Origin of the sequence: Jeotgalibaca arthritidis, from assembly GCF_011100465.1 — a bacterium.
GTDB lineage: Bacteria > Bacillota > Bacilli > Lactobacillales > Aerococcaceae > Jeotgalibaca > Jeotgalibaca arthritidis.
Window position 1 is genome coordinate 1,974,498 of sequence record NZ_CP049740.1, and the last position, 13,832, is coordinate 1,988,329.

14 protein-coding genes are annotated in these 13,832 nt (G+C 38.4%); all 14 read left to right on the plus strand.

Translation table 11 applies throughout. The annotated features are described in order from the left end of the window. Positions 1–6 precede the first annotated feature (6 nt). The 14 genes from G7057_RS09965 (at position 7) to G7057_RS10030 (ending at position 13,786) form a co-directional block, all read left to right on the plus strand. Positions 7–1,842 (plus strand): oligopeptide ABC transporter substrate-binding protein, encoded by a 1,836-nt coding sequence (locus G7057_RS09965; protein WP_166163411.1) that lies wholly within the window; start codon positions 7–9, stop codon positions 1,840–1,842. A 138-nt stretch (positions 1,843–1,980) separates the two neighbouring features. Next, a complete protein-coding gene (gene rnc / locus G7057_RS09970; RefSeq protein WP_405002650.1) occupies positions 1,981–2,676 on the plus strand; it encodes a ribonuclease III in 696 nt (231 codons plus the stop codon). A 22-nt stretch (positions 2,677–2,698) separates the two neighbouring features. Beyond that, positions 2,699–6,256 carry a chromosome segregation protein SMC gene (gene smc / locus G7057_RS09975; RefSeq protein ID WP_166163415.1) on the plus strand — a complete coding sequence of 1,186 codons (3,558 nt, stop codon included), beginning with the start codon at positions 2,699–2,701 and terminating at the stop codon, positions 6,254–6,256. Positions 6,257–6,269: 13 nt separating this feature from the next. After that, positions 6,270–7,079: a sugar-phosphatase gene (yidA, locus tag G7057_RS09980; RefSeq protein WP_076766424.1), complete on the plus strand. Its 810-nt coding sequence runs from the start codon at positions 6,270–6,272 to the stop codon at positions 7,077–7,079. Between the two features lie 20 nt (positions 7,080–7,099). Further along, positions 7,100–8,116 (plus strand): signal recognition particle-docking protein FtsY, encoded by a 1,017-nt coding sequence (ftsY, locus tag G7057_RS09985; protein ID WP_166163417.1) that lies wholly within the window; start codon positions 7,100–7,102, stop codon positions 8,114–8,116. 203 nt (positions 8,117–8,319) lie between these two features. Further along, a complete protein-coding gene (locus G7057_RS09990; protein WP_166163419.1) occupies positions 8,320–8,658 on the plus strand; it encodes a putative DNA-binding protein in 339 nt (112 codons plus the stop codon). 22 nt (positions 8,659–8,680) lie between these two features. Next, positions 8,681–10,096 (plus strand): signal recognition particle protein, encoded by a 1,416-nt coding sequence (gene ffh, locus G7057_RS09995; protein WP_166163421.1) that lies wholly within the window; start codon positions 8,681–8,683, stop codon positions 10,094–10,096. A gap of 89 nt (positions 10,097–10,185) precedes the next feature. After that, on the plus strand, positions 10,186–10,458 hold the full coding sequence (rpsP, locus tag G7057_RS10000) for a 30S ribosomal protein S16 (protein WP_076766416.1): 273 nt from the start codon (positions 10,186–10,188) through the stop codon (positions 10,456–10,458). A gap of 57 nt (positions 10,459–10,515) precedes the next feature. Beyond that, positions 10,516–10,761, plus strand: coding sequence for a KH domain-containing protein (locus G7057_RS10005; protein ID WP_076766414.1), 246 nt, complete (start codon positions 10,516–10,518; stop codon positions 10,759–10,761). Between the two features lie 111 nt (positions 10,762–10,872). Beyond that, on the plus strand, positions 10,873–11,388 hold the full coding sequence (rimM, locus tag G7057_RS10010) for a ribosome maturation factor RimM (protein WP_166163423.1): 516 nt from the start codon (positions 10,873–10,875) through the stop codon (positions 11,386–11,388). Continuing rightward, positions 11,388–12,131, plus strand: coding sequence for a tRNA (guanosine(37)-N1)-methyltransferase TrmD (gene trmD / locus G7057_RS10015; RefSeq protein ID WP_076766410.1), 744 nt, complete (start codon positions 11,388–11,390; stop codon positions 12,129–12,131). Before rimM ends, trmD begins: the two co-directional genes overlap by 1 nt. Before the next feature lie 131 nt (positions 12,132–12,262). Then, positions 12,263–12,607 (plus strand): 50S ribosomal protein L19, encoded by a 345-nt coding sequence (gene rplS, locus G7057_RS10020; protein WP_076766408.1) that lies wholly within the window; start codon positions 12,263–12,265, stop codon positions 12,605–12,607. A gap of 126 nt (positions 12,608–12,733) precedes the next feature. Beyond that, positions 12,734–13,060 (plus strand): winged helix-turn-helix transcriptional regulator, encoded by a 327-nt coding sequence (locus G7057_RS10025; RefSeq protein ID WP_166163425.1) that lies wholly within the window; start codon positions 12,734–12,736, stop codon positions 13,058–13,060. 150 nt (positions 13,061–13,210) lie between these two features. Further along, positions 13,211–13,786: an NADPH-dependent F420 reductase gene (locus tag G7057_RS10030; protein WP_166163427.1), complete on the plus strand. Its 576-nt coding sequence runs from the start codon at positions 13,211–13,213 to the stop codon at positions 13,784–13,786. Positions 13,787–13,832: the final 46 nt, after the last annotated feature.

A 13,832-nucleotide genomic window follows, 5' to 3' on the forward strand; every position in this document is an offset into this window, starting at 1 on the left:
TTATGTATGATGAAGAAAAAATTAGGTTTACTTTCTTTGAGTGCATTTGTATTAACTTTGGCAGCATGCCAAAGCAATGGTTCTGATAACGTTGATAGTAGCGATAATGGAGCGAACGATTCATCTGCTGGAGAAAGCGGAGAAGCGTCAGGTGTTGTAGAATTTGACACTGTGATGTCAAATGATGAAGCAGCAATTGAAGGTGGCGTATTGAACTATGCGCTTGTTTCAAGTTCACCATTCCAAGGGATTTTCTCACCAGAATTTTATGAAGATGCATATGATTCTGAATTAATGGGATTCTCTCATGAATCACTATTCTCAGTTGATGAGAGCTTCATGCTATCTCAAGACGGTATGGCAACATTTGAGTTTGATCAAGAGGCTGGAACAATCGCAATTACATTGCGTGATGACCTAAAATGGTCTGACGGCGAACCACTAACAACAGAAGACGTCTTATTCTCTTATGAAGTGATTGGTAGCCCAGAATATGAAGGCGTACGTTATGGTGCGGACTTTGCTAACATCGTTGGTATGGAAGAGTACCACAGCGGTGAAGCAGATAAAATTTCTGGTATTACAATTATTGATGATAAAAACATTACTATCCAATACATTGAAGTTAACCCATCTATTTTACAATCAGGTGGTGGTATCTGGGGTTACCCAATGCCTAAACATCAACTTGGCGAAGTTGCAATCAAAGATATGGCTGCATCACCAGAAGTTCGTAACAACCCAGTTTCTGCAGGTCCATTCCGCGTGAAATCAATCACAGCTGGTGAGTCTGTAGAATTCGAAGCAAACGAATACTACTGGAAAGGCGCTCCTAAATTGGATGGCGTAATTGCAGAAGTTGTTGCTCCTGAAACAATCGTATCAGAAATGCAAAATGGTAACTACGACGTTGCCTCAATGCCTACTGACCAATACGATACCTATAAAGATTCTGAAAATATAACACTATTAGGACGTCAAGAACTAGCATACACTTACCTAGGATTTAAATTAGGACACTGGGAACCAGCTGTAACAGATGAAGATGGTAAGGTAATTGAACCGGCTAAAAACGTTACTGACCCAGATGCAAAAATGGGAGATGTTGAACTACGTAAAGCAATGGCTTACGCAATCGACAACAACGCTATCGCAACTGAGTTCTACCAAGGACTACGTGAAAATGCGAAAGCAATGATTCCACCAGTATTCGGTGAATTCGTAAACGAAGATATCGAAGGTTTCTACTATGATCCAGAATTAGCTGCATCTATCTTAGATGACGCTGGTTACGAAGATACTGATGGTGACGGCTTCCGTGAAACGCCAGAAGGTGAAGAGTTAGTAATTAACTTTGCATCTATGGCTGGTGGTGCAACTGCTGAACCAATCGCACAATACTACATCCAAGAATGGCAAAATATTGGATTGAATGTCCAACTTTCAACAGGACGTTTGATCGAATTCCAAGCATTCTACGATATGTTAGAAGCTGACGATGAGCAAATCGATGTTTACCAAGCTGCATGGGGAACTGGTAGTGATCCAAACCCAACAGGTCTATATGGCGAAACAGCATCATTTAACTTCACACGTTATGTGAGCGATGAGCATACTGCTATCCTAGACAAGATTAACTCTGAAGCTTCATTCGATCCAGAGTACAAGTTTGAAGCATTCCGCGAATGGCAACAATTCATGTTTGATAACGTACCCGTTATTCCAACATTGTGGCGTTCAGAAGTATTCGCAGTTAACAACCGCGTTAAGAACTACGATATTACATACGGAACAACTGATGGTTGGGAAGTTGTAGAATTAACAAGCGAAACTGCATACTAATTCGAATTGAATGATAAGAAAGGGCTGATTTATTCAGCTCTTTCTTTTTTTATAGCGTGCTCTTTCTTTAGGATAAGGGTGCAAGAATGCTTATTTTGACGTATAATATGGGAGTATGTAAATGATGAAAGGAGGAGAATAATGGAAGACTTAAAAAATATGATTCAAACGCAATTTAATGTCAGCTTCCGTAATGACTCATTACTAGAGGAGGCATTTACTCATTCATCCTATGTGAATGAGCATCGTCAATTACAATTGAAGCATAACGAAAGAGTCGAATACTTAGGAGATGCAGTCTTAGAAGTTGTTGTATCGGAGTTTTTATTCCACCATTATCCAGAATGGAATGAAGGGAAATTAACTCGCCTACGCGCTCAAATTGTCTGCGAACCAAGTCTAGCTGCCTTTGCTAAGGAATGTAGCTTTGATCAGTTTATTCGTCTTGGAAAAGGCGAAGAGCGGATGAATGGTCGAAAGAGACCAGCGCTGCTTTGTGATTTATTCGAAGCATTTATTGGCGCTTTATTTCTTGATCAAGGCATGCCAGCAGCTAAAGACTTTATTTACCGTGTTGTGCTTTCGAAAATTAAAGAGGATGCTTTTTCCCATGCGATGGATTATAAAACACTTTTGCAGGAAGAATTACAAAAAGATGGCGATATTCAAATTAAATATCAAACGGTGCTAGAAGAAGGGCCGTCACATGCTAAACATTTTGAAGTCGCTGTTTTTGTGAATGGTGATGTACTTGGACGCGGTAGTGGTACAAGTAAAAAGAGTGCGGAGCAAAATGCGGCTCAAATGGCATTAAACAAGTCCCTAAAAAAATAAATGTTATGAAAGGATGTTTTATTTGCAGCTCGTAAGAATTGAGATGACAGGGTTTAAATCCTTTGCTGATAAAACAATCATTGAATTCGACAAAGGCGTAACGGCTATTGTTGGACCAAATGGGAGTGGGAAAAGCAATTTATCTGAAGCTGTCAGATGGGTATTGGGAGAGCAATCAGCCCGTAACCTGCGCGGTAAAAAAATGAATGATATTGTTTTTTCGGGCTCTCAATCGAGAAAACCCATCAATATCGCTGAAGTAACCTTAGTCCTAAACAATGAAGACCGGACATTACCGATTGATTTTACAGAAGTCAGCTTAACGCGACGCATCAATCGCAATGGCGACAGCGATTGTTTTATTAATAAGAAGCCATGCCGTTTAAAAGATATTACGGATCTCTTGATGGATTCAGGGATTGGGAAGGATTCCTTCTCCATGATTTCTCAAGGAAAGGTTGAACAAATCTTTCAAAATAAACCAGAAGAGCGCCGGTCAATATTTGAAGATGCTGCTGGAATTGCTAAATATAAAAATCGTAAGGTCAATGCTGAAAGAAAGCTCTCTGATACTCAGGAACATTTGAACCGCGTAGAAGATATTTTACATGAAATTACTAATCAATTAGAACCACTTGAAAAACAACGTAATACCGCTCTTTTATACAAAGAAAAGAGAGCAGCTCTGAGTGAAATAGAGATTGCCCTTATCGCAGTAGAGATTGAAACGCTAAATGAGCAGTGGCAACTTGGTAAAAAAGAAATTGAACATTATCAAGAGCAACTAACTAATTTAGAGAGCCGACAAAAACAATTGAAGGCATCATTAGCTGATAGCCATCAGCATGCTAAGGTTGAAGATGAGGCCTTAGATAAACTACAAGATGAGTATGTGGCTATTGTTAGAAAAATAGAGCAGTTAGAAGGGCAGAAAAATATTCTTGATCAAAAGGCAGGCTTTTCTGCTAAAAACAAAGAAGACCAAGAACGCCTATTAGCTGAGAAAAAACAGTTGATTGAAAAACAAACGGTCAAATTAGCTAAACTGAGAGAAGAAATTGCCCTCAAACAAACAGATCGAAAAGAGCTTGAAGCCAAAGTTGAAGAATTACTCGAAAAGGTCTCGCAATTGTCTGCAGATAAAAATGAGCATATTCAGCAGCTAAGAGATACTTATATCGACACACTTCAAGATCAATCATCAAATAAAAATACGATTCTTCAACTTGAAAAAGATGTCCAACAAGCTGAGGATAAATACCAAAACTTACAAGCTAAAATTGCTGAGAACAGCCAAGGCGAGTCTCAGAAAGCAGATTTAGTTAGGAATTTAGATGCCCAGTATCAAGAGTTGGAAAATCAACTGACTAACTACCAAGACGAAGAGAAAATACAAGCGAAAGCATTAGCTGATCATGAAGCGGTAATAAAGACCTATAATGAAGAGCTATTAACGCTGTCCAGAAACCTTCAGCAAGCTGAAGCTCGAAAAGAAAGTCAGCAAGAATTGGAAGATAGCTATGCTAGCTACTACCAAGGTGTTAAGGAAATACTAAAAAGAAGAGATAAGATAAACGGTGTTCGTGGTCCAGTCGGCGAGTTATTCCATGTTCCCGACACCTATACCTTGGCTATTGATACAGCTTTAGGAACAGCTATTCAACACATTGTCGTTGATGACACTGAAGCAGCTTCAACCTGTATCAATATTTTAAAACGCAATCGCTTAGGACGGGCGACCTTCTTACCTTTAACCGTTATTAAGTCACGCCAAATGCCGTCTTACCTTATTCATGAATTACAGTCGATAGCAGGATTTATTGGTATAGCGTCAGATTTAATTACTTTTGACACGAGTTATCAAGCTATTGCTGAAAATTTACTTGGCACAACGATTATTGCTGAGAATCTCCAGGCGGGTGTAGCGATTTCCAAACGTATTGAAAACCGCTATCGAATCGTTTCACTCGAGGGAGATGTGATTCATGCAGGTGGATCGATGACAGGTGGAGCGAGTAAGAAACAACAAAGTGCATCTGTCTTTAGTCGTAAGAATAGCATTCAGAAACTAACCGACTATATTGATGAGCACACGCTGATTTATAAAACGATTGAAGAAAAGTACCGCAACATTCAAGAAGAGGTCACTAAGGGTAGAAATCGTTATGCTTTCTTACAGCAAGAAAAAAGTAAGCTGGGCTATGAATTAGACAACCTAGCAAGCAGTAAAAAGCGAGAAGAAGATAGCCTAAAACAGCTACAAGAAGAGCTATTAACTTATCGCTACGAAGCGAAGTTGGTTCAGACTCAGTTGGAACAAATGACAACTGACTTAGATACTGCTCGTCAACAAAGCGACAAGCTAACGACTGAGATTGGGCGCTTGAAACAAACAATGGCAGATTCTACTTTGAATGAAGAAGAACGCCAAAAGCTTCTTCAAAGCTTGCAACAAACGCTTCAACAAGACCAACAAAGTCTAGCTGTCGTTAAAGAGCAAGAAAAACAACTACGACGTGATATTGCAAACACCAAAGAATTAGTTGATAACGAAGTCGCTACCGTGACAGCAATTGAAGCTAGCTTGGAAGAGAGCTCTAAAGTAGAGCATACAGAATTCCAATCTATTGATGACATTGTTGAGCAGTTGACCTTAAGTAAAAAGGATAAACAACACTATACGCTTCTCTTGAAAGAAAAACGTGACAGTAAAAAGCAACGTGATCAAGAGGTTGAGGAAAAAAATAATCAGTTACAAGAAACAAACGAGGCTATTAAATCAGCCTTGGAGCAACTAGCTAAATTAGAAAGTTCTTCTGGACGATTTGAGGTGGCCATTGACCATCATTTGAACCGTTTGAGTGAAGAATATGAGTTAACTTATGAAGCTGCACGTCAAGATTACCCATTGCAACTTTCAATTGAAGAATCCTCTCAAAAAGTGAAACAACTTAAGAATGAGATTAATCATTTAGGACCAATTAACCTGACTTCAATTGAAGAGTATGATCGTATTTTTGAACGTTATGAATTCTTAAGCAAACAGCAAGAAGATCTTTTAGAAGCGAAAGCCACGCTCTTACAGGCCATGGAAGAGATTGACGAAGAAGTCTCACAACGCTTTGAAACAACTTTTATGGCAATAAAAAATCAATTTGAACAAACCTTCCCGCGCTTGTTTGGTGGTGGTAAGGCAACCATTGAATTAACCGATCCCTCTAACCTATTGGAGACGGGTATCGAGATTGTTGCGCAGCCTCCTGGAAAAAAACGACAGCACTTAAGTTTATTGTCTGGCGGTGAAAAAGCTTTTACAGCCATTGCACTGTTATTTTCTATTATTGAAGTATCGCCAGTGCCGTTTTGTATTTTAGATGAAGTAGAAGCAGCTTTGGATGAAGCAAATGTCGTTCGATTTGGTAAGTATTTAACCTCGTTCGAGAGTAACACACAGTTTATTGTGATTACTCATCGAAAAGGGACGATGGAAGAAGCCGATGTTTTGTATGGCGTTACTATGCAAGATTCTGGTGTTTCTCGTTTAGCTTCAGTAAAATTTAATGATGAGGACGATGAATAGGAGAGAATGTTGCATGATAAAATTAATTGCACTAGATTTAGATGGCACCTTACTAGATTCAGAAAAACACATCAGTGAAGAAAATAAAAAGGCGATTAGCTTAGCTAAGGCAAAGGGCGTTAAAATTGTCCTTTGCTCAGGAAGACCCTTAAAAGGGATTCAACGTTATTTAGAAGAACTCGATCTGATGGATGAGGGTGATTATTCAATTACCTATAACGGCGGACTCGTTCAAAAGAATAATACATCTGAGATTGTTTCAGAGAAAACCTTAAGCTATGATCAAATAAAAGACCTATACAAGCTAGCGAATGACTTAAACATTCCAATGAATATGCTAGACTTAGAGTACGTCTATGAGCCAGATTATCCAGCAGGAAGAGACTCATTATACCCAAGTTTGATGAGTGCGAGTTTGCCATTTATTAAAAAATCAATTGATGATTTCACAGAGGACCACCGCTTTAACAAGGTGGTTTACTGTATCTCACCCGATATTTTAGATGATGCTATTGCTAAGATTCCAGCTGATTACACTGAAAATTATTCGATGATGAAATCGCGTCCTTTACTGTATGAAGTAATGAATCCACAAGTCAACAAAGGTACTGGTATTGATGCACTCTGTCAAATTTTAGGAATCACTAAAGAAGAAGTCATGGCTTGTGGTGATGAAGAAAATGATTTTGCTATGTTTGAATATGCTGGGACAGCAGTTGTCATGGAAAATGCACGTGATGAAGTGAAGGCCTATGCAGACTTTATTACAAAAACCAATGACGAAGACGGCATTGCCCATGCTATTTATGAATTAGTCTTATAAAAACGTTAGGATGTGACAAAATGGGATTATTTGACCGTATTAAACGTGCCTTTACCGGTGAAGATGTTACGACACAGCCGGTAAATGAGGAGAAACGTATTGTCATTGAAAAATATGATAAAGGGATGGAAAAGACCCGTAAAAGCTTTTCAGATAAAATTAATGAATTATTCGCAGGTTTTAGAGAAGTTGATGAAGACTTTTTTGATGACTTAGAAGAAATTTTAATTTCTGCCGATGTTGGTTTTGATATGACATTAGCGATTTCAGATGTACTAAGAGAAGAAGTTAAACTGAAGAACGTTCGTACTGGCGAGCAAGTTAAAAATGTTATCGTTGAAAAAATGGTAGAGATCTACGAAAAAGGTGAAGTCGGTCTACCAACTATTAATGAGAACAAAGATGGTCTAACCGTTATTCTGTTTGTTGGGGTAAACGGTGTTGGTAAAACAACGACGATTGGTAAGTATGCCCACAAGCTGAAGAGCGAAGGTAAGAAAGTTTTACTTGCAGCGGGAGATACATTCCGTGCAGGAGCGATTGAGCAACTTGAAGTATGGGGAGAACGAGTTGGTGTTGATGTTGTAACTAGTAACGCTCAATCTGATCCAGCTGCAGTTGTCTTTGACGCTTTGAAAAAAGGTCAGCAAGATAACTATGACTACTTACTGATTGATACAGCAGGCCGATTACAAAATAAAGTTAACTTGATGAAAGAATTAGAAAAAATCAACCGCATTATCACACGAGAGGTTCCTGGTGGCGCATCAGAAACGCTATTGGTGTTAGATGCCACAACGGGACAAAATGCCTTGATTCAAGCAAAACAGTTTAAGGAAACAACCGATGTGACTGGTTTGATTTTAACAAAATTAGATGGAACAGCTAAGGGTGGGGTTATTTTAGCCATCCGCCAAGAAATGGCTATTCCAGTTAAATTTGTTGGTCTTGGTGAGAGCATGGATGATCTCCAAGTCTTCGATCCTGAACAATACATTTACGGACTTGTAAAAGATCTCGTTGAAGTGAAAAAATAAGTGTAAGGATAGGCTGGGATAATTATCTCAGCTTATTTTTTGCTTTCATGTAAGATACAGCGAACTTTTCCAGCTTGTATCGCACATTCCAAAGTAACAGGTTGTTGGCTCTGTTTTTATCTTGACTAATAGGCTATTTATCGGTATTCTTATGAGTGATGTAAAGGTTTCAACTTGACACTTAAAGAAGAGGAGGAACAGATATGGAATTGGAAAAAACCAATTATATGAACACATTATTTGAGTTTTATAATGTTCTGCTAACCGATAAGCAGAGAGGCTATCTTTCTCTTTATTATGGTGATGATTATTCTTTAGGTGAAATAGCTAATGAATTTGAAGTGAGCCGACAAGCCGTTTATGATAATATCAAGCGCACGGAAAAAATATTAGTTAGTTATGAAAAAAAACTTCATTTAGTTGAGAACTTTTTACTAAGACAAGAAAGTTTAGAGCAATTAAAAACATATTCGGCAACAACCTATCCAGGGGACCACGATTTACAAAAAATGATTTCACAAATTGAAACATTAGATGAATAAGAAAAATAGGATGTGACTATAAATGGCATTTGAAGGTTTATCAGAACGTCTCCAAGGCGCAATGACTAAAATTGGTAAAAAAGGCAGAATTACAGAAGCTGACCTTAAAGAAATGATGCGTGAAGTTCGTCTAGCATTGCTAGAAGCGGACGTTAACTTTAAAGTCGTTAAAGACTTTGTTAGAAAAGTAAATGAACGAGCATTAGGTTCAGATATACTAGAATCACTATCGCCTGCACAACAAGTCGTTAAAATTGTTAATGAAGAATTAACTGAATTAATGGGTGGCGAACAAGAACCCTTTATTTTTGCTAAAAAACCACCAACAGTTGTTATGATGGTTGGTTTGCAAGGGGCTGGTAAGACAACAACAGCTGGTAAATTAGCAAACTACATGAAGAAGCGTGAAAATAAACGCCCATTATTAGCTGCAGCTGACGTTTATCGTCCAGCAGCGATTGATCAATTACAAACGATTGGTAAGCAATTAGATTTTCCTGTTTATGCAAAGGGAACTGATGCTAATCCTGTAGCAATCGCAACTGAAGCAGTTGAAGAAGCAAAAATGCAAGGTCGCGACTTTGTTATTATTGATACGGCAGGTCGTTTGCACGTTGACGAAAACCTGATGACCGAATTGAAAAATATTAAGGCAGCAGTTGAACCAGATGAAATTCTGTTTACTGTGGATGCGATGACAGGGCAAGATGCTGTTAACGTAGCGAAAGCCTTTAATGAACAGTTAGGTATAACAGGGGTTATCTTAACTAAGCTTGATGGTGACACGCGTGGTGGGTCTGCCTTGTCTATTCGTTCGGTTACAGGTAAACCAATTAAGTTTACCGGTCAAGGAGAAAAGCTTGACGACATCGAACCATTCTACCCAGATCGTATGGCATCTCGTATCCTAGGTATGGGAGATATGTTAACGCTGATTGAGCGTGCACAACAAGATTACGATGAAGATAAAGCTAAAGAAATGGCTGAAAAGATTCGTGAGAATACATTTGACTTTAATGATTTCATCGATCAAATGGACCAAGTTTCTAATATGGGACCAATTGAAGATCTATTAAAAATGATTCCAGGAATGAGTAATTTACCAGGAATTGACCAAGTTAAAGTTGATCCAAAAGATATGGCTCATATGAAGGCTATTGTCATGTCTATGACACCAGAAGAACGTGAGAATCCTGATTTACTTTCACAAAGCAGACGTCGTCGTATTTCTAAAGGATCAGCGCGCTCATTACAAGAAGTAAACCGTATGATCAAACAATTTAATGAGTCACGTAAAATGATGAACCAAATGTCTAAGGGTAATTTTGCTGGTATGGAAGGTCTCTTAGGTAACGGTCCAAAAGGCAAGTTAGGTCAACTAGCTATGAAACAAATGTCTCGAAAACTGGGCAAAAAGAAGAAAAAGAAAAAAAGATAAGACTGTAAAGAAAAAATACTTTACAAGCTCATATTAAACTGGTATGATAGCTCTTGTGAGATTGAGATAGATGGAGGTGTATTTAAAAAATGGCAGTGAAAATTCGTCTAAAACGTATGGGTTCTAAAAGAAATCCATTCTACAGAATTGTTGTAGCTGATTCCCGCGCACCACGTGATGGTCGCTTCATCGAGAAAGTTGGTACTTACAACCCAGTTGTTGAACCAGCAGAAATCAAATTTGATGAGGAATTAGTTTTAAAATGGTTAGCAAATGGTGCACAACCATCTGATACTGTAAGAAACTTACTTTCCCAAGAAGGTATCATGAAGAAATTCCACGACTCTAAATTAGCTAAATAAGCTTTTTAGATCATTGTATTCAGAAGCATTCAATTCAACCAAAAGGATGGTGGTTTTATGCCTGATATTCAAGAATTGATTCTTACAATGGTGGCGCCCCTAGTTGAGCATCAAGATGACATCACGATTGATATTAAGGAAACCAAAGAGTTTTATGAATATCACCTTGCTGTTCATCCAGATGATGTGGGACGCGTCATTGGCAAACAAGGTCGAGTTGCTCGCGCAATTCGTACGATTGTGTATAGTGTTCGGACTAAAAAATCGAAGCGTGTTCGTCTAGTTATAGAGGGAGCAGAGTAGGTTTTTAAGACACTATTAGAACAGATACATACAAACAAAAGCGGACATTCATTTGAAAAGGTGAACTTGTCCCTTTTTTTGTATTAAAGGAAAAAATAAAGAGGTGATCAGATGGAGAATTATTTAGCAGTTGGTAAGATCGTTAATACTCAAGGGTTAAAGGGCGAAGTTCGCGTAATCTCAGTGACAGACTTCGCTAATGAACGCTATAAAAAAGGTTCGTTATTGACTATTTTTCAAGATGGTAAGGAAACTGGTAAAGTAACCGTTAAGAGCCACCGCAAGCACAAAAACTTTGATTTACTAACATTTGAAAACCATCCGCGCATCGAAGATGTTGAAATCTATAAAGGATCTGAACTAAAAGTTTCTAAAGAACACATCCAAGAGCTTGAAGGGGAAGACTATTACTACCATCAAATTATTGGCCTATCGGTTGTGACTGATGAAGGCGAAGAGCTAGGCGAAATTAAAGAAATTCTGTCACCTGGAGCCAATGATGTTTGGGTTGTCAAAGGTAAGGCGAAAAAAGACATTCTACTCCCTTACATTGATGATGTTGTTAAAGAAGTTAACTTAGAAGAAGGACGCGTAGTGGTTAGCATTATGGAAGGACTGTTAGATTAATGAGAATTGATATTTTAACCCTCTTTCCTACTATGTTTGAAGGACCACTAAGCGAATCGATTATTGGAAAAGCCATTGAAAAGGACTTGCTTTCGATTGAAACGACAAACTTTCGTGATTTTTCTGATAATAAACACAATATGGTGGATGACTATCCCTTTGGTGGCGGAGCAGGTATGCTGCTTAAAGCACAACCGATTGTAGATAGTATTGATGCTATTAAAGAGGCTTACCCTGAGACGAAAAAAAGAATTATTCTGATGGATCCAGCTGGGCAAACCTACAACCAAGCTTTAGCAGAGGAACTGGCGCAAGAAGAGCACTTAGTATTTATTTGTGGCCATTATGAAGGTTTTGACGAACGGATTAAAGCACATGTGACTGATGAAATTTCAATCGGTGACTTTATTCTAACGGGTGGCGAACTTGGTGCGATGGTCATTGTTGATAGTGTGGTTCGCTTATTGCCAGAAGCATTGGGTAATACGCTATCCAATCAAACCGATTCATTCTCAACAGGTTTATTGGAACACCCACAATACACGCGTCCTCGCGATTTTAGAGGCGATGAAGTACCCGAAGTGTTATTCAGTGGGAACCATGCTAAGATTGCTGAATGGCAAGAAAAAGCATCCTTACGCAAGACATTAGAGAGACGCCCTGACTTGTTGGAAGAGATTATACTAACGAAACAACAGGAAAAATGGCTACAAGAAATTAAAGCAGAAATGGATCAGCTATAAAGAAAAAATACTTTACAGCTATTCGAAACTATGTTAAACTCTTACGAGTGAGTAGGAAACTACTCGAGATAACGATATTCCGCTGATAGAAGAAATCTATGCATGAATGTTTGTTGGAAGGAGAAAAAGAAATGAACTTAATCGAATCAATTACACAAGAACAATTACGTAATGATATTCCTGATTTCCGTCCTGGAGACACTGTTCGTGTTCACGCACGCGTTGTTGAAGGAACTAGAGAACGTATTCAGTTGTTCGAAGGCGTTGTTATCAAACGTCGTGGACAAGGAATCAGCGAAACTTACACTGTTCGTAAAATGTCTAACGGTGTTGGGGTTGAACGTACATTCCCAATCCACACTCCACGTGTAGCACAAATCGAAGTTGTTCGTCACGGTAAAGTACGTCGTGCGAAACTATACTACTTGCGTGCATTACACGGAAAAGCTGCTCGTATCGCAGAACGTCGTCGTTAAGATTAACTCTTTCGATAAACGTGAACCCAGTCATTATGGCTGGGTTCTTTTTGTTATTTGGCAAATGTTTAGACTTCCTATAGAATAGATTATAATGAAGGCTTACAAATAAAGTGAGGGATTAGCATGTTAACGAAAGAAGAGCTACCAAGCTGTCCAGTTGCTAAAACAGTGGAATTGATTGGTAATAAATGGAAGCTGCTTATTTTAAGAGAGTTATTAAAAGAAACGAAACGATTTGGTGAACTCCATAAAGCAGTGGAAGGTATCAGCCAAAAGGTCCTAACAGACAATTTGAAAAAGATGGAAGCTGACGGTATTGTAGAACGAATTGTCTATCCGGAAGTTCCGCCTCGTGTTGAATATAAGTTAACGACATTAGGTGAGTCTTTAAGAATGATTATTGATGAAATGAATCGCTGGGGTGAAACCTACTTAAAAGAAATAAAATAAACGTTCTCCTTGAGGTGACCCATTACTTACTTGTAAGTAAGTAGCTAATCATAAAGTTCGTACTTCCTTTTAGTAAGTAGATAGATTAAAGTATATCTATAGACAACAGCTGAACGAAAGCTGAATACAGATAAAAGAGGAGAATGGATAATGACAGCTATTACAATTTTTGGAAAAGGTAACATGGGAACAGTTATTGGACAAAACTTTGAGGACGCAGGTAACCAAGTTAATTTTATTAATTCAAATTCAGAAGTCGACCAAATCGGAGACATTGTTGTTTTTGCAGTACCTTATGGAGCAGTTGAGGGCATTATTTCTAAAAACAAAGACAAATTTGCTGGCAAAATTATTATTGATATTACTAACCCGGTTGATTTTGAAACATTCGATGGTTTAGTTGTTGATGCAGATAGTTCAGCTGCGCAAGTTATTGCAACAGCACTACCAGAAGCAGCAGTTGTAAAAGGATTTAATACAAACTTTGGTGGAACGCTAGCGGCTAAAAAAGTCGCTGACAGCCATCAAACAACAGTTTTACTTGCTTCAGATGATGCTGAAGCAAAAGAAACAGTCACAAAAGCACTAGAAGGAAGCTGCCTAGCTGTTATTGATGCAGGAGCATTAAAACGTGCGCGTGAATTAGAAGCGATTGGTTTCCTACAAATCTCTCTAGCTGCAGCAGAAAAAATCAGCTGGACTGGCGGATTTGGTGTCTTTAAATAATAAATTTTGAAGAGTTAGATTGTAAAATCTAGCTTTTTTTTATTTT